This window comes from Aeromonas sp. S13(2024) (assembly GCF_041402405.1).
In the GTDB taxonomy this organism is placed as follows: Bacteria; Pseudomonadota; Gammaproteobacteria; order Enterobacterales; family Aeromonadaceae; genus Aeromonas; species Aeromonas veronii.
The window spans coordinates 54,474-74,636 of the sequence record NZ_JBGLRA010000010.1 but is presented as its reverse complement, the minus strand read 5'-3'; the positions used below and the strand labels follow the sequence as shown (position 1 = coordinate 74,636).

Here is a 20,163-nt window from a genome sequence, read left to right as displayed (position 1 = left end):
ACATCAAATCACACCGGTGAGTCTAGTTTTTCGAAACTAGACTGTCCAGTTTGATTGTGGAGGAAAAATGAACATTTCACCCCGTAGTCAGCAGAAGCGGGCTGCGATCCTCGATGCTGCCGGGCGGCTCTTCTGTCAACACGGTCTGCATCTGGTCAGCATGGACATGGTGGCCAGTGAAGCGGGCGTCTCCAAGCAGACGGTCTACAGCCATTTTGCCAACAAGGAGTCGCTGTTTGCCGAAGCGGTGGGCAGCAAGTGCGTCAGCAGCGAGCTGATGCCGGAGGTGTTGCTGCGTGGCAACAATGTGCGGGAGAGTCTGATTGCCTTTGGTCGCAGCTTTCGCAAGTTGATCCTGAGCGATGATGCCATCAATATCTTTCGCACCTGCATCAGCTGCAACGATGCCCAGCTGGCCACCCTTTTTTTCGAGGCGGGCCCGCTCTATGTGACCGAGATGCTGTCCAACTGGCTGGAGCAGCAAAAGCAGCAAGGCCTGCTGTGCCATCAAGACAGCGAACAGGCCGCCTTGCAGCTGTTGCTGATGTGGCAGGGCAAGGAGCGCATGCTCCGTGAGCTGGGTCTGCCGTTGACCCAGAGCGCTGCCGAGCAGGATGCCTGGACCCTGAGTTGTGTCGATCTCTTCCTGACCGCCGCCGCTCCCCCGCAAAAATAATGGAGGTGGCAATGAGCCACACAGTGACAGATGCCCAGCGAAAGTGGCTGCCCCTGCTGGCTGCGGTCGGTTTCTTTATGCAGGCGCTGGATGGCACCATTCTCAACACCGCCCTGCCCAGCATGGCCGAGACCTTGGGAGAGAGCCCGCTGCAGATGCAGTCGGTGATCATCGCCTACATGTTGACGGTGGCGCTGCTGATCCCGGCCTCCGGCTGGCTGGCAGACAGATTCGGCACCCGCTGCATCTATCTGACCGCCATCTCGCTCTTTACCCTCGGCTCGCTCGCCTGCGCCGCCTCCAATTCGCTCTCCATGCTGGTGGCCGCCCGGGTGCTTCAGGGGATTGGCGGTGCGCTGCTGATGCCGGTGGGCCGGTTGGCGGTGCTGCGGGTCTATGACAAGCATGAGCTGCTGCGTGTGATGTCGTTTGTCACCATACCGGGGCTGCTCGGCCCGCTGATGGGGCCGGCGCTCGGTGGCTGGCTGGTGGAAGTGGCGAGCTGGCACTGGGTATTTCTCATCAACCTGCCGGTGGGGTTGCTCGGCTTTATCGCCAGCTGGCACTTTATGCCGGAGCTGCGGCAGCAGACCGCCCGATTCGACTGGCAGGGCTTTGTGATGTTCAGCGTCGGCATGGTGCTGGTGTCGGTCGGCTTGCAGGGGCTGGGGGAGCACAGCATCTCCACCGGTTGGGCGCTGTTTGCACTGATCTTCGGCTTGGCTGCGATGGCGAGCTACTGGCTCTATGCCGCCAATGCACAGCAGCCGCTCTTTAGTCTGAACCTGTTCAAGACCACCACCTTTGCCATCGGCATCTGGGGCAACCTGTTTGCCCGCCTTGGCAGCGGCGCCATGCCTTTCCTCACCCCGCTGTTTCTGCAGCTGGGGCTCGGCTTCTCCCCGAGCAAGGCGGGGATGACCATGATCCCCACCGTGATTGGCGCCATGCTGACCAAGACGCTGGTGAACAAGCTGATTCCGAAGGTGGGCTATCGCCGCATTCTGATCGGCAACACCCTGTTGCTGGGGGCGATGATTGCCAGCTTCTACTTTATCGACAACCAGCTCCCCTACGGGGTCTTGCTGGGCTGGCTGGCGATCTTCGGCGCCATCAACTCGCTGCAGTTCTCCGCCATGAACACTCTCACGCTGCAAGATCTCAGCCCGACCCTGGCCAGCAGTGGCAACGGTCTGCTCTCGGTGGTGATGCAGCTCTCCATGAGCTTGGGGGTGGCGATTGCCGCCAGCCTGCTCGGGCTCTTCTCGGCGGGCACCTCAGCGGGCACCTTAGTGGCCGAGGGGCAGTGGTTGGCCGGGTTCCACCTTACCTACCTCTGTGTCGGGTTGCTCTCCATGCTGGCGGCGCTCATCTTCGCCCAGCTGGCGCGCGATGGGGCTACGCCGTCGGCGCGGGCAGATAGCTGACCTCGCAGGGGAGCTGCGACAACACTTCGGCCAGATGCTCGGTCGCCAGCAGAAAGGTCTGCTCCGGGTGGCCCGGAGTCCAGGTGAAGGCGGTGTGGTTGAGCAGTTGTGGGTCTACCAGTAGCGGAATATCGGCACGGGGCAGGAAGGGGCAGACCGCCCCCGGCAGGCAGCCAATCTCCGCCTGCATCTCTTCGGCGGTGCAGATGGAGGGCTTGGCACCGAGTGCGGCCTTGACCGCCTTGTTGTCGAGCCGCCCGTCCCTGTGGGTCAGCAGCAGGGCGAAGCGGCCATCCTTGAACTTGAGAAACAGGGTCTTGCTGAACTCCGCCTGCCAGCCGAGGCGGGCCTTGACCTTTTCATCGGTGGCGTAGTCGAGGATGGGTTCATGCTCATAGCGCTGGTGGGGCAGTTCAGCCAGCAACTGGCAGTTGAAATGGTGAATGGTATCGAGTGGCATGGGGTTCTCCTGTAGTGGGCGCTATCCTGCCAGCCTCGCAGGGTCAGGCCCAATGACACTTTCTTATCCGTGATAAGCAACCCTGTCTGTGGAAACAACAAGGGCGCCGTGAGGCGCCCTTGCGGATCAGTGATGCTGCAATTCGCACGCTTCCCAGTGAAAGGGAATAGGGCACAGCTGCTGGGAGGCCTTGTCATAGGCTTGCCACAGCTCGCCCATGGTGCGGCCATCGACGGGGTGGCGCAGTTTGGGGGCTAGCTCGGCCAGCGGCCAGAGCACGAAGGCGTTGGTGAGCACTTCACCGCGCGGCAGCACCAGCGGGGTGTCGCAGACCAGATCGCCATAGAGCAGCAGATCGAGATCCAGGGTGCGCGGGGCGAACTTCTTGGCATCCGGCTCGCGGCCGTGGGCGAACTCCATGGCCCGCAGTCGCTGGCAGACGGTGGTCAGCGGCAGATCGGTCTCGGCAGCCGCCACCAGGTTGTAGAAGGGGCGGCCGTTGAAGCCGACCGCCTCGCTCTCGAATACCCGGGAGACCCGCAGCTCGCCAAATTCGGCGTGCAGGGCATCGAGCCCGGCACGGATATGGCGATCCCGCTCGATGTTAGAGCCCAGGCTGATATAGATGGTGGTCATCAGTTGCTGCTCGCGGCCGGAGTGCGATGGCGCAGGATCTCGACGCCGACCCCGGCGGCATTGGGCACGGCGCCCGGCTTGGTGAGGGTCACCTTGACCCACTGTACCCGCTCGTCGGTCAGCACCAGCATGGCAACCTGCTCGGCCATGGTCTCGACCAGTTCGACGACTTTGCCGGTGACATGCTCGCAAATCTTGTTGGAGAGGTCGGCATAATCCAGTGCCAGATTGATGTCGTCGGTTGCTGCCGCGGGGCGGTTGTCGAACCCCATCTCGAGGTCAAAACGGAGCTTTTGGCGAATGCCCTTCTCCCACTCATATACACCGATGGTGGTCAAAACTTCGAGTCCGCGAATAAACACCTTGTCCATGACTGTACTTCTTCTTTACTCTTGATGGGCTGTGATGACAGCGCAGGGATGCTGGCCGGGCAACAGGCTTGCCGAGGCGCTCTGGGTGGGCATGGGCCCATGCCAGCGTATGTGGCCCGCATCATACCCCATTCATATCGTGGTAAAAACGACCAAGATGACGGCCCTGACGATTTTGATGATTATTCTGGCCTACCTGGGTGGTTCACTATCCAGTGCTGTGCTGGTCTCCCGCTGCACAGGTCTGCCCGACCCGCGGGATCATGGCTCCCACAATCCGGGGGCAACCAATGTGCTGCGCCTCGGTGGCCGGATGGCGGCGCTGGTGGTGCTGTTGCTCGATGTGCTCAAGGGCACTGTGCCCGTCTATCTCGCCTGGTATCTGCAGATCAAACCCGTCTACCTCGGCTTTATCGGGGTCGCTGCCTGCCTCGGCCATATGTACCCCATCTTCTTTCATTTTCGTGGTGGCAAAGGGGTGGCGACGGCGCTGGGGACCATGATGCCCATCGGCTTTACCATGGGGGGCGCCGTGATTGGCACCTGGCTGCTGGTGCTGCTGGTGAGCGGCTACTCCTCGCTGGCCTCCATCATTACCGTGCTGCTGACGCCGCTCTTTACCTATCTGCTCAAACCTGAATATACCCTGCCAGTCTCCCTGCTCTCCTGCCTCATTCTGATCCGCCATCACGAGAACATCTCCCGCCTGCTCAAGGGGGAGGAACCCAGAGTCTGGGGGCGAAAACGCGCGGCCTGTGCCGAAGAAGTGGCAGAAATGGACGATGTTGCGCAAAAAAGAGACGAACGAGACAAAAAGTGAAATTTCCCGTTGACCATCCGCCTTAAAATCCGTTTAATAGCGCCCACGCCCAGATAGCTCAGTCGGTAGAGCAGGGGATTGAAAATCCCCGTGTCGGCGGTTCGATTCCGTCTCTGGGCACCAATTTTGGTGCCATGAAATAGAAAATTTGTTCATGCACAATGGTTTAAAGTGTGCCGGCTTAGCTCAGTAGGTAGAGCAACTGACTTGTAATCAGTAGGTCACCAGTTCGATTCCGGTAGCCGGCACCATTTGCCCAGATAGCTCAGTCGGTAGAGCAGGGGATTGAAAATCCCCGTGTCGGCGGTTCGATTCCGTCTCTGGGCACCAATTACAATTCCTCCTTAGTTCAGTCGGTAGAACGGCGGACTGTTAATCCGTATGTCACTGGTTCAAGTCCAGTAGGAGGAGCCAATTCAAAAAGCCCTTGTCGCAAGACAAGGGCTTTTTTCTATTTGGCGCAGCCATTTTTTAACCATAAAAACAACCACACACGCACAGATGAACCGCAGGATAGATATGGAAAATCATGTAGTTATAGAGTCAAATGGGCGACTTGCCGCCATTCGGAACTGGATGGAACCCGTTCTGGTGCTGCTTATTCTCGGCAGCCTGTTCGGTTACCTCGGCAGCCAGATGGGCCTCTCTGCCATGGTCAACACCCTGTTCAATACCGCCCACCAGCTGCTGCTCAATACCGTGCTCTTTATCATGGGGATCACTGTGCTCTCCGGTGCCCTGAGCCAGCTGTTGAGCGAGTTCGGGGTGATCCGCCTGCTGGAAGTGCTGCTGGCGCCCTTGATGAAACCGGTGTTTCGTCTGCCCGGTCGCACCGCCCTGGCGGCGCTGATGACCTTCTTCTCCGACAACCCGGCGGTGATCAGCCTCGCCAAGGACAGCCGCTTTCGCAAGGACTTCACTCCGTGGCAATTGGTGTCGCTCACCAACTTCGGAACCGCCTTCGGCATGGGGCTGATCGTGGTCACCTTTATGGCCACCCTGCAGCTGCCGGGCGGTGAATCCACCGCCAGCGCGGCGCTGATCGGGCTGCTCGGCGCTCTGGTGGGCTCGGTGGTCTCTACCCGGCTGATGCAGCGGATGATCCGCCCCTTGGTGGGGGAAGTGCTGAACGATGACGCTGTATCGTCCGACGGCCGCAAGGTAGGGGTGACCAAAGAGGCGGCTCCCGGCTGGCTGCGGATCCTCAACTCTCTGCTCGATGGTGGCAAATCCGGTGTGGAGCTGGGGATGGCGGTGATCCCGGGTGTGCTGATCATCAGCACCTTCGTGATGTTGCTCACCTTCGGCCCGGGCGACAAGGGCTATACCGGCGAAGCGTTTCAGGGGGTTGCCCTGCTGCCGGTACTGGCCGCCAAGGTGAGCTGGCTGTTTGACCTGCTGTTCGGCTTCCAGCAGCCGGAGCTGGTTGCCTTCCCGGCTACCTCCCTCGGTGCGGTTGGTGCCGCCATGTCACTGGTGCCGCCTTTTATTGCCAAAGGGTGGATCACCGGTAACGAGGTCGCGGTGTTTACCGCCATGGGAATGTGCTGGAGTGGCTTCCTGAGCACCCACACCGCCATGCTGGATGCCCTCGGCTATCGCCACCTCACCTCCCGCGCCATCGTTGCCCACACCATCGGCGGCCTGTGCGCCGGTGTGGCGGCACATCAGCTCTATCTGCTACTGGGCTGAGTCGGGTTCAGACACGGAAACAAAAAGAGGCTCTTTGGAGCCTCTTTTTGTTTCTATTGGTCACGCCTTGTGGGCGGATCACCGCTCGATTAGTAAGCCCGCAGGTCGTTATTCGGTGCCTGATCGCTGCGCCGCTTTTGCCAAGTTTACTCTGTTGGTGCTATCAGCAACGCAAGTGGCTTAAAAAGTTGGCGATCAGGGTGTGAAAGGAAGGGGGCGCTGCTCGGGTGGGCGGCAAAACGCTTTGCCACCATATTGCCACTACCGCCCGTGGCGGCAGCTACTGGCCGCCTGACTCCCCTTTGCGCTCGGCTATCTCCTGCGTGCTGGTGTGCTGGTTGAATAAATAGATCAGCCATTCAAGGGATTAGCCGGTGCGGTGCGTTTTATTGCCGTGCTGGCCCCGCTTATGCACATCTCTTGGCAACACCATCATGGGTCGTTGTCGCGGAGAGTTATCATGATCAGCAGCCTGCTTCCCCTTGCCTCTATCGCCCTCAAGCTGGGTAGTCAGCTGCTCGGCAGCAGTGCCAAACCTGAGCCTGTGCACCAAACCGTGCAGGAAGAGCGCCTCGCCCCGACCGTCCAGAATTTGTTCCAGCGACTCGGTATCAAGGATGCCAATAGCGAGCAAAATCGCGCTGCCATCAACCACTTTATGGGGGAGCTGATGCAGACTCTGGGGCAGGAGAATGGTGGCCAATCCCTCCCGGCTGCCATCGACAGCGCCCGCAACCAGCTGGCGAGCGGCACCCAGAGCACCCGCCTCGATGCGCTGCAAAGCGAGCTCGATACCCTCAAGGGCACCCTTGGTGCCAGCAATCTCAACCTCGACCAGCTGCTCGCTGCCTTTAAACAGACCCTGCCCAATGGCAAGGGGGAAGGGGTGGGCAAACTGCTCAATGCCAGTGTGTGAGTGAAAGTTCATAAATGGGTTGTGAGCACAACGCAAATATCGGCCTGAAATTTGAACAGCTAATGACTACTTTATTGATCTGTGTCAGGTAATTATTTGTATTGTCTATTTCATATAGAAAATATCCATTTGGCAATGTAGGATAATGTTATTAATCCGTGGTTAAATTATTTCTAATCTGCATTAGGAGGAGGTGTGAAGGAAAACTTAGGCTTTACTAGGGTAATGATGGTGATTGGGAGCTTGTCACCATTTTTCGTATTAGCTGCCATTAAAGGTTCAAAAATCATTGATGATAAATATCTACTATTAGGGTGCTTAAGCTTTATTATTATTCCTAACTTGATATTGTATATTAGAATTTCATGTGCGATAAAAAATAATGATAAAAGATCTTTTGTCGTTAAGTCGGTAAGTGATAATAGAGAACATTTACTTGTTTATTTATTCGCTGTTTTAGTCCCATTGTATCAAGCTAATTTAGACTCCCCTCGTGAAATATCTATGCTGTTAGTGGTTTTATCATTTGTTGTTTTCCTTTTTTTACATCTTAACCTCCATTATATGAATTTCGTTTTTGCATTGTTTGGATATAAAATATATTCCGTTGAAGTCGGAGAAGACTTAAAGAAAATAGCTGTTTTAAGCAAGCGAGATCAAATTAATAGAAATCAAGCTCAACATTTTTTGAGAATTAGCAATACAGTTTACATTGATATTTGAGGCCGTATGATTCAAAATTTCGATATTCAACAACATAGTAAATATCGAATTCAGTTTTCGAGTTGAAGATGGAGAGAATGTTAGTTTTCAATCTGCACCTACAGATCGCGAAATAAAAAATATTCTCAGGCAAATGTTAGATGACACAGTGCGTGAATTTAACATCAACCAAGATGAGATACTGCCATATGAAGTGTCAGAAAAGTACGCAAGTAAAGAAAAATTACGTGCAAGTATTGTCGATCCTTTATATCAAGAGACCTTGTTGATAAGGGATTCTGAAGATGCTCAGATAAATTCTGAGGCAATAAATAATCCGGCATCAATCCCATTTTATAGGGTTAAATACTATGATTCTGAGGGACGAGTACTTGTTGCTGTAAGAACAGCTTCGTATTTTAAAGCGATGCTAAAACAACGTTCAAGATTAGTTCGTCTAGTCAATGATGCATTGGAATCATTTCAAGATAGCATTTTCAAATTGGATTTTGATTTCGACTTTTTTATCATAGGCAATGATGTCTATATTCTAAGGCCGGCAAATTTCGAATCTATTACAAATCTAGGTGATGAAATTTTAGAGCATGCGGTTGCAAAAGTAGAAGTTATATCTGAGGTCTTGGGGTTTATTAATTTTGAACATATACAAGAGTTGGCAGGCCGTTCTAAACGTGTGGCACGATTAGTTGCCTCTGTTAGCTCAAGAGATGATTTAGCACAGATATCAGAACAAAATGTTCGTACGCTATCTCAAAGAACTGGGGTTGGGTTGGTTGAGAGTGAAAATGGTCTGATGCCTTTAGAAGGTAAAGAGCTTGATTTTCTTGAAATTCTTGATAGAAGACGATATATCGTGGAATTAATTGATGGAAATCAGGAGGCTTATCGAGCCCAAAGTAGACAAGCAATTAGGCGAGTTTAATTTATTCACATGATTATTTTGTACTGATCTTCCTATTTATATGTTGATATCAATAGTGATGACTATGATTTGAAAGAACGGCAACCTGAGGTTGCCGTTTTGCTTTCTATTTCGGGTGACGACTCCCGCGAATTAACCCACCCGCTTGGCCAGCCACTGCTCTGCGGCGGTAAGGGCTGCCTCTACCTGCTCGCGGGCGACGCCGCCTTTGGCGACCCGCTTGGCCAGGGTCGCTTCCAGTTCCAGATTGGGGTAGACGTCGAACTCGATCACCGGGCTGAAGCGCTGGAACTCGCTGATGGAGAGCTCCTCCAGCGGGCGGCCCACGCTGATGGCAAAGACCACAGTTTCGCCGACGATATGGTGCGCTTCACGGAATGGAATCCCCTTGGCAACCAGATAGTCCGCCAGCTCGGTGGCGTTGGCATAGCCGCCCTGGGCCGCCGCCATGGTGCGCTCGCCATTCACTTTCAGATCGATCAGTACCAGCGCGGCCATATCGAGGCAGTCGTGCCAGGTGTCGAGGGCATCGAACAGCCCCTCTTTGTCTTCCTGCATGTCCTTGTTGTAGGCCAGCGGCAGCGCCTTGAGGCTCATCAGCATGCCCATCTGGGCGCCGACTACCCGGCCGGTCTTGCCACGAATAAGCTCCAGCGCATCCGGGTTCTTCTTCTGCGGCATCAGCGACGACCCTGAGGTCACCGCATCGGAGAGCTCGACAAAGCCCGCCTCGCCGGTGTTGTAGAAGATAAGGTCTTCGGCAAAGCGCGACAGGTGGGTCATGGAGAGGGACGCCACGTGCATCAGTTCCACCACGTGATCCCGATCGGAGACCGAATCCAGACTGTTGCGGGTGGCGCCGCTAAAGCCCATGTCGAGCGCCAGCGCTTCGCGGTCGATGGCGTAGGCAGTGCCCGCCAGCGCGCCGCAGCCGAGCGGGCTGGTGTCGAGCCGCTTCAGCGCATCCTGCAGGCGGGAGTAGTCCCGCTCCAGCATCTCCACATAGGCCAGCGCCCAGTGGGCATAGGTGACCGGCTGGGCCCGCTGCAGGTGGGTGTAACCGGGCAGCACGGCGGCCTGATTGACACGGGCAGAGGCGACCAGCCCTTGTTGCAGGGCGGTGATGGAGCCGAGCAGCAGCTCGCCCTGGGCCTTGCACCAGAGTTTCAGGTCGGTGGCGACCTGATCGTTGCGCGAGCGGCCGGTGTGCAGCTTCTTGCCCAAATCGCCCACGGCGGCGATGAGCTGGCTTTCGACCCAGGAGTGAATGTCTTCGGCATCCGAGCTCAGGATCTGCTGGGGATCCTGCTGCACCGAGGCGAGCAGCACCTCCATCGCCTGTTGCAGTTTGCCCTGCTCATCGGCGGTCAAGACACCCACTTTCACCAGCGCGCGGGCCCAGGCCATGGAGCCCTGAATATCCTGCTCCGCCAAGCGGTAATCGAACCGCAGCGAATCGTTGAACTGCTTGAACCGGCTATCGGCTCCCTGACTGAAGCGTCCACCCCAAAGTGCCATACTGCTCTCCTTGAATGCGTTGTCGGTAGGCGTTTACGCCTGCCGTACTCGCGCGGCCTCTTGGCCTGCGCGCAGAAATCTTGCCCTGTATTTTCCTGAATAACAGTGCGGTGGTGATGAGTGCTGTTGCCGTTGAACACGTCAAATCCAGCAACTGCGAATCGGTTCCCTCTCCCTCTGGGAGAGGGCTAGGGTGAGGGTAATTCCCCCCTCATCCCCGCCCCTTCTCCCGCAAGGGGAGAAGGGAGAAAATACGTCAGCATCATATTCACACAGCCCCTGTTATCTCACAGAAGCGGCCGGGGCGCTGCCGCTCTTGTCACACCCGCCGATGATGGGTCAGGGGTTATGCCCTCTGCCTATAGAAGAGGGGGCCATGCCCCCTCAACGGAATCAACGGGTTATCGCGCTTGCTTAGCCGTGGGTATGGTCGCCACCGATGGCTTGATGTTGCTCCTTCATGGCGCGGATCCGGCTGGCCAGGGTGTAGAGACGGATAAAGCCTTCGGCATGGCTCTGGTCATATACTTCGTCGGCGCCAAAGGTGGCGAAGTCTTCGGAGTAGAGGCTGTTCGGCGACTTTTTCTGCACCGCAGTGACCTGACCCTTGTACATCTTCAGCACCACTTCACCATCCAGATCTTCGGCGATGGCGTTGGCAGAGGCGAGGATCGCCTTGCACAGCGGAGTGAACCAGCGACCGTCATAGACCAGATGGGAGAACTCGGCACCCAGCTTCTCCCGCCAGGCGCGGGTCGGGCGATCCAGTACCAGCTCTTCCACGGCGCGCAGCGCGGCGACCATCACGGTACCGCCCGGGGTCTCGTAGCAGCCGCGGGACTTCATCCCCACCATCCGGTTTTCGGTGATGTCGATGCGGCCCACGCCGTGCTTGCCAGCACGCTCGTTCAGGGTCATCAGGATCTGGTGCGGGCTCAGCGGCTGGTCATCCACGGCCACCACTTCACCCTGCGCCACGGTCAGCTTGACGTACTCCGGCTGATCCGGTGCCTGCTCGGCCGGTACGGTCCACTGCCAGACCGCTTCGGACGGCTCGTTCCAGGTGCTCTCCAGCTCGCCACCCTCGGTGGAGATGTGCCAGGCGTTGGCGTCGCGGCTGTAGATCTTCTTCAGGGTCGCCTTGCAGGGGATGTTGCGGGTCTCCAGATAGGAGAGCAGATCTTCCCGGGAGCGCATGTCCCAGATCCGCCACGGGGCGATCACTTTCAGCTGGGGCGCCAGCGCGGCGACCGCGCCTTCGAAACGCACCTGATCGTTACCCTTGCCGGTGCAACCGTGGGAGATGGCATCGGCCCCTTCCGCCAGCGCCGCTTCCACCATCGCCTTGGCGATCACCGGACGGGCCATGGAGGTGCCCAGCAGATAGGTGCCCTCATAGACGGCGCCGGTCTTCAGGGTCGGGTAGACGTACTCTTTGACGAACTCTTCCCGCAGATCCTTGATGATGCACTTGGTGGCGCCGGAGGCGATCGCCTTCTGCTCGATCCCTTCCAGATCGTCGCGCTCCTGACCGACGTCGGCCACGAAGGCGATGATTTCGGCGTCATAGTGCTCTTTGAGCCAGGGAATGATGGCCGAGGTATCCAGTCCACCCGAGTAAGCCAGTACGATCTTGTTGATTCCGCTCATGTTACTTCTCTCCGTGATGATTCGATGATGATTCAATAAAGGTGTCGTGATTCAGGTTGAGTACCGCGTTACTTGCCGCCAAGAAGGGTCAGCAACACGGCGTTCTGGATATGCATCCGGTTTTCGGCCTCGTCCATGATGAGGGAGGCGGGGCCATCCATCACCTGCGAGGTGATCTCCAGCTCCCGATGAGCCGGCTGGCAATGCAGCACATGCTGGATGCCGGTGCGGTCGAGCAGGGCCTGATTGACCTGGTAAGGCATAAAGAGGTCTTTGACCTGCTCCATCGGGGTGTTATCGCCCATGGAGACCCAGGTATCGGTGTAGGCCACGTCGAACCCTTCGATATCCGCCACGTCATCACTGATGTGGATGGTCGCCCCCGACTTGGCCGCCAGTGCCTGCGCCTGCAGGAAAATCTGGGTATCCGGGCCGTGGCCTTTCGGGCAGATCAGGGTCACGTCGGTGCCGAGGGTCGCCCCCAGTAGCAGCAGAGAGTGGCTGACGTTGTTGCCATCACCGAGGTAGGCAAGCTTCACCTTCGACAGGTCGTCGTAGTGCTCGGCAATGGTCATAAAGTCGGCCAGCCCCTGACAGGGGTGGTAGAGGTTGCACAGGCTGTTCACCACCGGCACTGTGCCGTGCTCCGCCAGCTCGACCAGGGTCTGGTGATCGAACACCCGGGCGACGATGGCATCACACCAGCGCGACAGGTTGGCAGCGAAATCCTTCACCGACTCCCGCTTGCCCAGCGCGCCGTTCTGCTGATCCAGATAGACGCTGTGGCCGCCCAGTTTGGCGATACCGATGTCGAAGGTGACCCGGGTGCGCAGGGAGGGCTTCTCGAACAGGGTAACCACGCTCTTGCCGGCCAGCGCCTGGCTGTACTTCTTCGGGTCGGCCTTCACTGCTTTGCCCAGCGCAATCAGCGCCTCGATCTGGGCTTTGTTCAGATCACTGTCTTTCAGAAGATGTTGCATCGGATGTTCCTTGTTCCGGTGGAGATCAAATGGCCACTTGGGTGCCGACCGCGCCGCCAGCCAGCAGCTTGAGCAGCTGATCCGGGTAGCGCCAGCTGGCGACACAGACCGGTTTGCCGAGGGTCTCGGCGGCGTGCAGGGCCGCTTCTACCTTGACAGCCATGCCATCCGTGATCACCCCTTTCTCCATCAAATCCAGCGCGGTCAGCTTGTCGAGCTGGGGCACCAGCTTGCCCTTGCCATCGAGGATGCCGCTCACATCGGAGAGCATCACCAGATCGGCACCGAGCGCTTCGGCAATGGCGGTGGCCGCCTGATCTGCGTTGACGTTCATCAGCTGCCCGTTGGCAGTGATGCCGATGGAGCTCACCACCGGCAGGAGGCCCTGACCGAGGATCCCCGCTACCAGCGCCGGGTTGCCCGGCTTGCACTCGCCGACCGCGCCGAGATCCGGGTCGAGCTGGGTCACCTGACAGAGGCCGCCGTCGGCGAGGCAGAGCCCCACCGCTGGAATGCCGGTGGCGATCGCCTTGGCCATCATCTGCTTGTTGGCCGTCCCTGCCAGCGCCCCGGCAATAAAGGGGATCTGCTCGAACGGGGTTACCCGCAGGCCATTCTTCTTGGTGGAGGTGAGACCCAGCCCCTTGAGCAGGTCATCCACCAGACAGCCACCGCCGTGCACCAGCACCAGCGGACGGTGCTGATCATCGAGAAAGGTTTTGAGGGTGGCGAACAGGGCGGTCAGCGCCTCGTCGTTCTCGATAAGGGCACCGCCCAGCTTGATTACCAACGTCTGTTTGTCCATGTTCGAGATCCTTCCTAAGTCCTTAAATCAGGCCGGTGGCCGGTTCAAAACCAAATTTGATATTTATGCACTGCATGGCTTGCGAGGCTGCGCCCTTGAGCAGGTTGTCGATGGCAGAGACCACCACCAGCATGTTGCCCTGCTGTTGCCAGGCGATGTCGCAGTAAGGGGTGTTTGCCACACCGCGAATGGATGGCATCTGGCCGGTGAGGCGCACCAGCGGCTTGCCTTCGTAAGCCTTGAGGAAGGCCTGATCCACCTGGGTGGGGGTGACGCCGTCCGCCAGCTGCACATAGATGGTGGCCAGAATACCGCGCACATAATTGCCTAGGTGGGGCTGGAACAGCACCTCCTTGCCGAGGTGATGGCTGATCTCCGGCTGGTGTCTGTGATTGAAGGTGCCGTAGGGATTGAGGCTCACTTCGCAGAAGCTGGTGTTGATGGCCGCCTTGCGCCCAGCGCCGGAAACCCCGGAGACGGCATTGATGATCGGCTGCCACCCCTTGGCAATCAGGCCATCCTGCTGCAGTGGTTTGAGGGCGCACAGCGATGCGGTCGGGTAGCAGCCGGGCACGGCGATCAGTTGGGCGGTGGCGATGGCATCGGCGTTCCACTCGGCCAGGCCATAGACGGCCTGATCCAGCCACTGTTTGCTGTCGTGGGTGAAGCCGTAGAAGCTGTCGTAAAAGCCCTGATCCTTGACCCGGAAGGCGCCGGAGAGATCGAACACCGGCAACCCCTTGGCGAGAAACTTGGGTGCCAGCTCGGCGCTCACCTCGTGGGCGGTGGCCAACAGTACCAGATCGGCCTGGGTCAGGATCCGGGTCATGCCGTCGTCGTCCAGCGGCAGCAGCGGCTGATCGAGGGCACCGACCCACTGGGGATGCAGGGAAGAGAAGCGCTTGTGGGCATCCTGACTGCCGGCGGAGACATAGAGGCCGAACAGTTTGAGTTGTGGATGGTTCTGGACCAGTGCGGCCAGTTCGGCTCCCGCGTAGCCACTGGCACCGACGATGACGGTGTTAAGCATGTTGAATATTCCAAGTCAGAGTTCGAGATTCACAGCATGACGCTGCAGTGCATGGGGTTCATTCACCCCGGTGCACCGTCTTGATAAAACAAGTGCGGAGGGGCGATTCAGGCGGGTGTGTGTCGTCGGTTATAGATCAGGTGACAGAACATTAACTTTCCCTTACAACTAGAAGCCTTTGTTGATGAGCCAGATATTCAGGTAAAATTACAGAATATTCATGCACTCACTTTGCATTTGTATTTTCTAACAGAAACATTCCGGGGACGCAAGGAGGAGCTGATGGCCAATCTGGATTTTTTTTCACTTTATAAGAATATTATTGCGATTCCCTCTATCAGCAGCACGGATCCCAAGTGGGACCAGAGCAATGAGGGGGTGATCCGGCTGCTGGCCGACTGGTTCGGTCAGCTCGGTTTTCAGTGCGAGGTGACGGCGCTGCCTGATCTGCCGGGCAAGTTCAATCTGGTGGCGACGATCGGTCAGGGGGAGGGGGGTCTGCTGCTGGCGGGTCACACCGATACGGTGCCGTTTGATGAGGGGGGCTGGAGCAAGGATCCCTTCAAGGTGACGCAAGAGGGCAATCGCCTCTATGGTCTCGGCACTATCGACATGAAAGGCTTCTTCGCCTTTATCGTCGAGGCACTGAAAGAGATTGACCTCAAGACGCTCAGTAAGCCGCTGCGTATCCTCGCTACCGCCGACGAAGAGACCACCATGGCGGGGGCGCGTGCCATCGCTGCGGCGGCCGAGCTGAAACCCGACTACGCCGTGATTGGCGAGCCGACCGGGCTGGTGCCTGTGGTGGCCCACAAGGGACATATGTCGGAGGCGATCCGTATTACCGGCAAGAGCGGTCACAGCTCGGATCCCGCCAACGGCGTCAACGCCATGGAGATCATGCACAAGGCGATGGGGCAGGTGCTGCGCTTGCAGCAGGATCTGAAAGATCGCTACGCCGACCACCGCTTTGCCGTGCCACAGCCGACCCTGAACCTGGGTTACATTCAGGGCGGGGACAGCCCGAACCGTATCTGCGGCTGCTGCGAGCTGCATATCGACCTGCGACCCACTCCGCAGGTGGGGCCGGATGAGCTGATGGGGATGCTGAAAGAGGCGCTCTCTCCCATCGAGATCCACCAGCCGGGCTGCCTGCATCTGCAACATCTACACGAACCCATTCCCGCCTATGCCTGCGCCGACGACTCTGTGCTGGTGCGCGAAGCTGAGAAGGCGAGCGGTCGCGCCGCCGAGTCGGTCAACTACTGCACCGAGGCGCCGTTTATCCAGCAGCTTGGCTGCGAGACCATAGTGATGGGCCCAGGTCATATCACCCAGGCGCACCAGCCGGATGAGTATCTCGACCTCTCCTTCGTCAAGCCGACCACCTCGGTGTTGCAGCACCTGATCAGACGTTTTTGCCTGTAGCGGCGGCGGTGAAAGGGGCGTAAAAACTGTAAGTAAGTTACATAACAAGCCGGTTGTGGAGTGGTGAGGGAAATACATGTTCTGAATCGGCCTGTTATTTGACCTTGCGCAGACAATCTGGGTAGATTGTCACCCTAAGATGACGGAGCATATGTTGTAATCGCACAACAATAAGTGAGGTCGTCTAGCACCCCGGATGGGTGTCAGGCACCAACAAGATAAGGATGTGGAATGAACGAAAAGTACGCCGCACTACGCGCCAACGTAGGTATGCTGGGTCAGCTGCTGGGTAAATCCATCAAGGATCATCAGGGTCAGGCCTTTCTCGACAAGATCGAAACCATTCGCCAATTGGCCAAGTCCTCCCGCAAGGGCAATGAATCAGACCGGGAACGTCTGCTCGATACCCTGCGCACCCTGAGCGATGACGAACTGCTGCCTGTGGCCCGCGCCTTTAGCCAGTTCCTCAATCTGGCCAACGTGGCGGAACAGTTCCACACCATCTCCCGTCGCTGTGAAGAGCAAGTCTGCACCCCGGATCCGCTGGAGCAGATGTTCGACAAGCTGAAAGCGTCCAACCTGTCGCAAGAGGCCATCATTCAGGCCGTGCGCGAGCTGGATATCGATCTGGTGCTGACCGCTCACCCCACCGAGGTGACCCGTCGCACCCTGATCCACAAGCACGTACAGCTCAACGACTGCCTCGAGGCGCTGGAGCTCTCCGACCTGCTGCCCCGCGAGCGGGACAAGATCCTCAATCGCATCGAACAGCTCATCAATCAGGCGTGGCACACCAACGAGATCCGCGAACAGCGTCCGACTCCGGTCGACGAGGCCAAGTGGGGCTTCGCCGTGGTGGAGAACAGCCTGTGGCCTGCCATCCCAGAATTCATGCGCAATCTGGACGAGCGTCTGCAACACCATCTGGGTGTGCGGCTGCCGCTGGATGCCGCGCCGGTCAAGTTCACCTCCTGGATGGGCGGTGACCGCGACGGCAACCCCTTCGTCACCGCCAAGGTGACTGCCGAAGTGCTGGAGCTGGGCCGCTGGATGGCGGTGAGCCTGTTCTACAAAGACATCAAGGAGCTCACCTCCGAGCTCTCCATGTCCGACTGCACCGACGCCGTGCGCGCCCGGGTTGGCGATCACCCCGAGCCCTACCGCGCGCTGGTGCGCGAGCTGCGTGAAGCGCTGCGCGAAACCAAGGAGCACCTCACCGCCAAGGTGCAGGGCCAGGTGAGCGAGAGCCAGGATCTGGTCAAGACCACCGCTCAGCTGCGCGAGCCGCTGGAGCTCTGCTACCACTCATTGCATGCCTGCGGCATGGGCAACATCGCCGACGGCATGCTGCTGGATGTGCTGCGCAAGGTCGCCTGTTTCGGCATTCATCTGGTCAAGCTCGATATCCGTCAGGATGGCGAGCGTCACGGGCTGGTCTTCTCCGAGCTGACCCGCTATCTGGGTCTGGGTGACTACGCCGAGTGGAGCGAGGATGACAAGCAGGCCTTCCTGCTAAACGAACTGAACTCCCGCCGCCCGCTGATCCCCCACGACTGGGAGCCGAGCGCCGAGGTGCGCGAGACGCTGGATACCTGTCAGGTTATCGCCCAGCACGACCCCGATGCGTTCGGTATCTACATCATCTCCATGGCCGGTGCGCCGTCCGACGTGCTGTCGGTGCAACTGCTGCTCAAAGAGGCGGGCTGCAAGTTCCGCATGCCGGTCGCCCCGCTGTTTGAAACCCAGGATGACCTGATGGCAGGCACCGCCGTGATGGAGCGCCTGCTCTCGGTGGACTGGTATCGCGGCTACATTCAGGGCCGTCAGTACGTGATGATCGGTTACTCCGACTCTGCCAAGGATGCGGGCATGATGGCCGCCGGCTGGGCCCAGTACGCCGCCATGGAATCCCTGGTGGGGCTGGCCGAAGCCAACAACATCCGACTCACCCTGTTCCATGGCCGTGGCGGTACCGTCGGTCGTGGTGGTGCGCCTGCCCATCAGGCCATCCTCTCCCAGCCGCCGGGATCCCTGCGCGGCGGTCTGCGTACCACCGAACAGGGGGAGATGATCCGCTTCAAGTTCGGCCTGCCGAAAGTGGCGATCAAGAGTCTGGAGCTCTACACCAGCGCGGTGCTGGAAGGGAACCTGCTGCCGCCGCCCAAGCCGAAAGAGTGCTGGCGCGAGGTGATGGAACAGCTGGCCGCCGACTCCTGCGATCACTACCGCAGTATCGTGCGCGGTCATCCGGACTTCGTCCCTTACTTCCGTGCCGCCACCCCGGAGATGGAGCTCGGCAAGCTGCCGCTCGGCTCCCGTCCCTCCAAGCGCAAGCCTAACGGCGGCGTCGAGAGCCTGCGCGCCATTCCGTGGATCTTCGCCTGGACCCAGAACCGCCTGATGCTGCCGGCCTGGCTCGGTGCCCACAAGGCGCTGCAACAGGCCATCGACGGCGGCAAGCTGGCGGTGCTGGAAGAGATGAGCGCCCAGTGGCCCTTCTTCCGCACTCGCCTTGAGATGCTGGAGATGGTGTTCCTCAAAGCGGACGTCTGGCTCGCCGAGTACTACGACACCCGTCTGGTGCCGCAGGAGCTGTGGGGCCTTGGTAAACAGCTGCGTCAGGAGCTCGCCGAATCCATCGAGGTGGTGCTGAAACTGAGCCCGCGCGGGGATCTGCTGGAGGATCAGCCTTGGATCAAGGAGTCCATCAAGCTGCGCAACCCCTACACAGACCCGCTCAACGTGCTGCAAGCCGAGCTGCTCAACCGCTCCCGCAACCACCCGGAGACCCTGCACCCCGAGCTGGACAAGGCGCTGATGGTCACCATCGCCGGTATTGCCGCAGGGATGCGCAACACCGGTTGATAGCCAGCTCAAGCCAGCAGGCTTCAGCAATATCCATCAAGCCAAAGGGCGCCGACAAGGCGCCCTTTGTTGTTTCTACGATCTCGCTTGGTTTACAGGTTGTCTCTATGGGATTGCCGCTTCCAGCGCGGCTATTTCGCCGCCGCTGATAAGCGGCAGGTTGCGGCTGATCTGCTCCACCGGCCAGTCCCACCAGGCGATAGCGTTGAGACGGGCGATGGTGTCGTCGTCGAAGCGGTAGCGGATCACCTTGGCGGGGTTGCCGCCGACCACGGCGTAGGCGGGCACGTCACCGGTGACCACGGAGCGGGCGGCGATAATGGCGCCGTTGCCGACTTTTACTCCCGGCATGATCAGGGCGTCATAGCCGATCCAGACATCGTTGCCGATCACGGTATCGCCCTTGTAGGGGAGGCTGCCCGGGGCGGGTGCGGCATGCTCCCAGCCGTTGCCGAAGATAAAGAAGGGGTAGGTGGAGAAGCCGGAGGTCTGGTGGTTGGCGCCGTTCATGATGAACTTCACCCCGCGGGCGATAGCGCAGAACTTGCCGATGATGAGCTTGTCGCCGATGAAGGGGAAGTGGTAGAGGACGTTGCGCTCGAAGCCCGCCGAATCCTCCGGGTCGTCGTAATAGGTGTAGTCACCCACCTCGATATTGGGCCCCTTGATGGTGTTCTTGATAAAGCACACCTGGGGAAAGCCGTTCATGGGGTGGGGATTGGCGGGGTCGGGTCCGTGCATCTGGTCTCCTTGGAGTGACCGGGCTAGAGCGCCGGGAAGTAGCAGGCGCTCATGTCGATGGGGTGATCGGGGCAATTGGGCAGATAGAATTGCCAGCCCGCATCGGAGAAGGCGCGCAGCTCGGTTTCGACAAACTTGATGGCGAGGCTCAGGGCCTGCAGGCTGTCGATGCCGTAGATAAAGGTCTTTTCGCTCAGCCCCGCCAGCTTCACCTTGCAGCGCCAGTCACCGCTGGCGGACTTGGGATCCGGCTCGGGGGCCTTGATGGCGATCTTGAGGGTGAGCTGTTCCCCTTCGGTGCTGATGGCGTCGAAGTGGGCGGTGACGATGGCGTTTTTCATCTGGCGATTCCTTTTCCGTGGTACAGCCCCTGCGGTTGCGGGTGGCTGGCGTTCCTGATGGCTGATGAGGTGAAAACTGGACTCAGGACGGCCAGCGTAAATGAACTTGTGAGTTGAAACAATGGGATATGCGTGACCGGGTGAGGGGGCTTTCGCTACTGT

19 protein-coding genes and 4 tRNA genes are annotated in these 20,163 nt (G+C 58.6%); 13 read left to right on the top strand and 10 right to left on the bottom strand.

All coding sequences use genetic code 11. The features are described from left to right. Positions 1-67: 67 nt before the first annotated feature. Both ACB042_RS14040 and mdtD read left to right on the top strand, forming a co-directional pair. The gene (locus ACB042_RS14040; protein WP_005355070.1) at positions 68-676 is read left to right on the top strand and encodes a TetR/AcrR family transcriptional regulator; all 609 of its coding nucleotides are present in this window, start codon (positions 68-70) and stop codon (positions 674-676) included. An 11-nt stretch (positions 677-687) separates the two neighbouring features. Beyond that, the gene (gene mdtD, locus ACB042_RS14035) at positions 688-2,103 is read left to right on the top strand and encodes a multidrug transporter subunit MdtD (RefSeq protein ID WP_274160604.1); all 1,416 of its coding nucleotides are present in this window, start codon (positions 688-690) and stop codon (positions 2,101-2,103) included. On the opposite strand, the gene ACB042_RS14030 is transcribed toward mdtD, so the two are convergent. The 3 genes from ACB042_RS14030 to folB form a co-directional block, all read right to left on the bottom strand. Further along, positions 2,075-2,563, bottom strand: coding sequence for a YbaK/EbsC family protein (locus ACB042_RS14030; RefSeq protein ID WP_274160603.1), 489 nt, complete (start codon positions 2,561-2,563; stop codon positions 2,075-2,077). The two genes, mdtD and ACB042_RS14030, sit on opposite strands and share 29 nt — an antisense overlap. A 126-nt stretch (positions 2,564-2,689) precedes the next feature. Further along, positions 2,690-3,199: a 2-amino-4-hydroxy-6-hydroxymethyldihydropteridine diphosphokinase gene (folK, locus tag ACB042_RS14025; RefSeq protein ID WP_005336107.1), complete on the bottom strand. Its 510-nt coding sequence runs from the start codon at positions 3,197-3,199 to the stop codon at positions 2,690-2,692. Beyond that, a complete protein-coding gene (gene folB, locus ACB042_RS14020; protein ID WP_075112913.1) occupies positions 3,199-3,570 on the bottom strand; it encodes a dihydroneopterin aldolase in 372 nt (123 codons plus the stop codon). Before folB ends, folK begins: the two co-directional genes overlap by 1 nt. Before the next feature lie 157 nt (positions 3,571-3,727). On the opposite strand from folB, the gene plsY reads away from it, so the two are divergent. The 9 genes from plsY (at position 3,728) to ACB042_RS13975 (ending at position 8,643) form a co-directional block, all read left to right on the top strand. Beyond that, the gene (gene plsY / locus ACB042_RS14015) at positions 3,728-4,390 is read left to right on the top strand and encodes a glycerol-3-phosphate 1-O-acyltransferase PlsY (protein ID WP_031227839.1); all 663 of its coding nucleotides are present in this window, start codon (positions 3,728-3,730) and stop codon (positions 4,388-4,390) included. 47 nt (positions 4,391-4,437) lie between these two features. Continuing rightward, positions 4,438-4,513: transfer RNA gene (locus tag ACB042_RS14010), tRNA-Phe, on the top strand. 52 nt (positions 4,514-4,565) lie between these two features. Next, positions 4,566-4,641: transfer RNA gene (locus ACB042_RS14005), tRNA-Thr, on the top strand. A 3-nt stretch (positions 4,642-4,644) separates the two neighbouring features. Beyond that, positions 4,645-4,720 (top strand) — tRNA-Phe (locus ACB042_RS14000). A gap of 8 nt (positions 4,721-4,728) precedes the next feature. After that, positions 4,729-4,804: transfer RNA gene (locus tag ACB042_RS13995), tRNA-Asn, on the top strand. A 105-nt stretch (positions 4,805-4,909) separates the two neighbouring features. Continuing rightward, a complete protein-coding gene (locus tag ACB042_RS13990; protein WP_371178593.1) occupies positions 4,910-6,082 on the top strand; it encodes a nucleoside recognition domain-containing protein in 1,173 nt (390 codons plus the stop codon). 460 nt (positions 6,083-6,542) lie between these two features. Continuing rightward, a complete protein-coding gene (locus ACB042_RS13985) occupies positions 6,543-6,998 on the top strand; it encodes a hypothetical protein (RefSeq protein ID WP_371178592.1) in 456 nt (151 codons plus the stop codon). A 195-nt stretch (positions 6,999-7,193) separates the two neighbouring features. Beyond that, positions 7,194-7,721 (top strand): hypothetical protein, encoded by a 528-nt coding sequence (locus ACB042_RS13980; RefSeq protein ID WP_141108880.1) that lies wholly within the window; start codon positions 7,194-7,196, stop codon positions 7,719-7,721. 148 nt (positions 7,722-7,869) lie between these two features. Beyond that, positions 7,870-8,643 carry a Kiwa anti-phage protein KwaB-like domain-containing protein gene (locus ACB042_RS13975; protein WP_371178591.1) on the top strand — a complete coding sequence of 258 codons (774 nt, stop codon included), beginning with the start codon at positions 7,870-7,872 and terminating at the stop codon, positions 8,641-8,643. Positions 8,644-8,775: 132 nt separating this feature from the next. Here the strand turns inward: ACB042_RS13975 and argH are convergent, their stop codons facing one another. The 5 genes from argH to argC all read right to left on the bottom strand — a co-directional run bounded on the left by argH (position 8,776) and on the right by argC (position 14,626). Then, on the bottom strand, positions 8,776-10,161 hold the full coding sequence (argH, locus tag ACB042_RS13970) for an argininosuccinate lyase (RefSeq protein WP_371178590.1): 1,386 nt from the start codon (positions 10,159-10,161) through the stop codon (positions 8,776-8,778). A 414-nt stretch (positions 10,162-10,575) separates the two neighbouring features. Then, positions 10,576-11,811: an argininosuccinate synthase gene (locus ACB042_RS13965; RefSeq protein ID WP_033115910.1), complete on the bottom strand. Its 1,236-nt coding sequence runs from the start codon at positions 11,809-11,811 to the stop codon at positions 10,576-10,578. Between the two features lie 68 nt (positions 11,812-11,879). Continuing rightward, the gene (locus ACB042_RS13960; RefSeq protein ID WP_213387600.1) at positions 11,880-12,791 is read right to left on the bottom strand and encodes an ornithine carbamoyltransferase; all 912 of its coding nucleotides are present in this window, start codon (positions 12,789-12,791) and stop codon (positions 11,880-11,882) included. A gap of 25 nt (positions 12,792-12,816) precedes the next feature. Next, positions 12,817-13,596: an acetylglutamate kinase gene (gene argB / locus ACB042_RS13955; protein WP_371178589.1), complete on the bottom strand. Its 780-nt coding sequence runs from the start codon at positions 13,594-13,596 to the stop codon at positions 12,817-12,819. Positions 13,597-13,618: 22 nt separating this feature from the next. Next, positions 13,619-14,626, bottom strand: a complete 1,008-nt coding sequence (gene argC, locus ACB042_RS13950; RefSeq protein ID WP_371178588.1) for an N-acetyl-gamma-glutamyl-phosphate reductase — start codon at positions 14,624-14,626, stop codon at positions 13,619-13,621. 282 nt (positions 14,627-14,908) lie between these two features. Between argC and argE the strand changes: the two genes are divergently transcribed. Further along, positions 14,909-16,054: an acetylornithine deacetylase gene (gene argE / locus ACB042_RS13945; protein ID WP_371178587.1), complete on the top strand. Its 1,146-nt coding sequence runs from the start codon at positions 14,909-14,911 to the stop codon at positions 16,052-16,054. Between the two features lie 231 nt (positions 16,055-16,285). Beyond that, on the top strand, positions 16,286-18,919 hold the full coding sequence (gene ppc, locus ACB042_RS13940) for a phosphoenolpyruvate carboxylase (RefSeq protein WP_040068980.1): 2,634 nt from the start codon (positions 16,286-16,288) through the stop codon (positions 18,917-18,919). Positions 18,920-19,024: 105 nt separating this feature from the next. Here ppc and ACB042_RS13935 read toward each other — a convergent pair whose 3' ends face one another. After that, the gene (locus tag ACB042_RS13935; RefSeq protein ID WP_216947871.1) at positions 19,025-19,660 is read right to left on the bottom strand and encodes a Vat family streptogramin A O-acetyltransferase; all 636 of its coding nucleotides are present in this window, start codon (positions 19,658-19,660) and stop codon (positions 19,025-19,027) included. A gap of 23 nt (positions 19,661-19,683) precedes the next feature. Next, entirely contained in the window at positions 19,684-20,001 is a 318-nt protein-coding gene (locus ACB042_RS13930) for a hypothetical protein (RefSeq protein ID WP_371178586.1), read from the bottom strand. Positions 20,002-20,163: the final 162 nt, after the last annotated feature.

Bases quoted from the DNA above. Each gene is read 5' to 3' on its own strand.
- ACB042_RS14040 (WP_005355070.1), top strand. From the start codon at position 68: ATGAACATTTCACCCCGTAGTCAGCAGAAGCGGGCTGCGATCCTCGAT.
- mdtD (WP_274160604.1), top strand. From the start codon at position 688: ATGAGCCACACAGTGACAGATGCCCAGCGAAAGTGGCTGCCCCTGCTG.
- ACB042_RS14030 (WP_274160603.1), bottom strand. From the start codon at position 2,563: ATGCCACTCGATACCATTCACCATTTCAACTGCCAGTTGCTGGCTGAA.
- folK (WP_005336107.1), bottom strand. From the start codon at position 3,199: ATGACCACCATCTATATCAGCCTGGGCTCTAACATCGAGCGGGATCGC.
- folB (WP_075112913.1), bottom strand. From the start codon at position 3,570: ATGGACAAGGTGTTTATTCGCGGACTCGAAGTTTTGACCACCATCGGT.
- plsY (WP_031227839.1), top strand. From the start codon at position 3,728: ATGACGGCCCTGACGATTTTGATGATTATTCTGGCCTACCTGGGTGGT.
- ACB042_RS13990 (WP_371178593.1), top strand. From the start codon at position 4,910: ATGGAAAATCATGTAGTTATAGAGTCAAATGGGCGACTTGCCGCCATT.
- ACB042_RS13985 (WP_371178592.1), top strand. From the start codon at position 6,543: ATGATCAGCAGCCTGCTTCCCCTTGCCTCTATCGCCCTCAAGCTGGGT.
- argH (WP_371178590.1), bottom strand. From the start codon at position 10,161: ATGGCACTTTGGGGTGGACGCTTCAGTCAGGGAGCCGATAGCCGGTTC.
- ACB042_RS13965 (WP_033115910.1), bottom strand. From the start codon at position 11,811: ATGAGCGGAATCAACAAGATCGTACTGGCTTACTCGGGTGGACTGGAT.
- ACB042_RS13960 (WP_213387600.1), bottom strand. From the start codon at position 12,791: ATGCAACATCTTCTGAAAGACAGTGATCTGAACAAAGCCCAGATCGAG.
- argB (WP_371178589.1), bottom strand. From the start codon at position 13,596: ATGGACAAACAGACGTTGGTAATCAAGCTGGGCGGTGCCCTTATCGAG.
- argC (WP_371178588.1), bottom strand. From the start codon at position 14,626: ATGCTTAACACCGTCATCGTCGGTGCCAGTGGCTACGCGGGAGCCGAA.
- argE (WP_371178587.1), top strand. From the start codon at position 14,909: ATGGCCAATCTGGATTTTTTTTCACTTTATAAGAATATTATTGCGATT.
- ppc (WP_040068980.1), top strand. From the start codon at position 16,286: ATGAACGAAAAGTACGCCGCACTACGCGCCAACGTAGGTATGCTGGGT.
- ACB042_RS13935 (WP_216947871.1), bottom strand. From the start codon at position 19,660: ATGCACGGACCCGACCCCGCCAATCCCCACCCCATGAACGGCTTTCCC.
- ACB042_RS13930 (WP_371178586.1), bottom strand. From the start codon at position 20,001: ATGAAAAACGCCATCGTCACCGCCCACTTCGACGCCATCAGCACCGAA.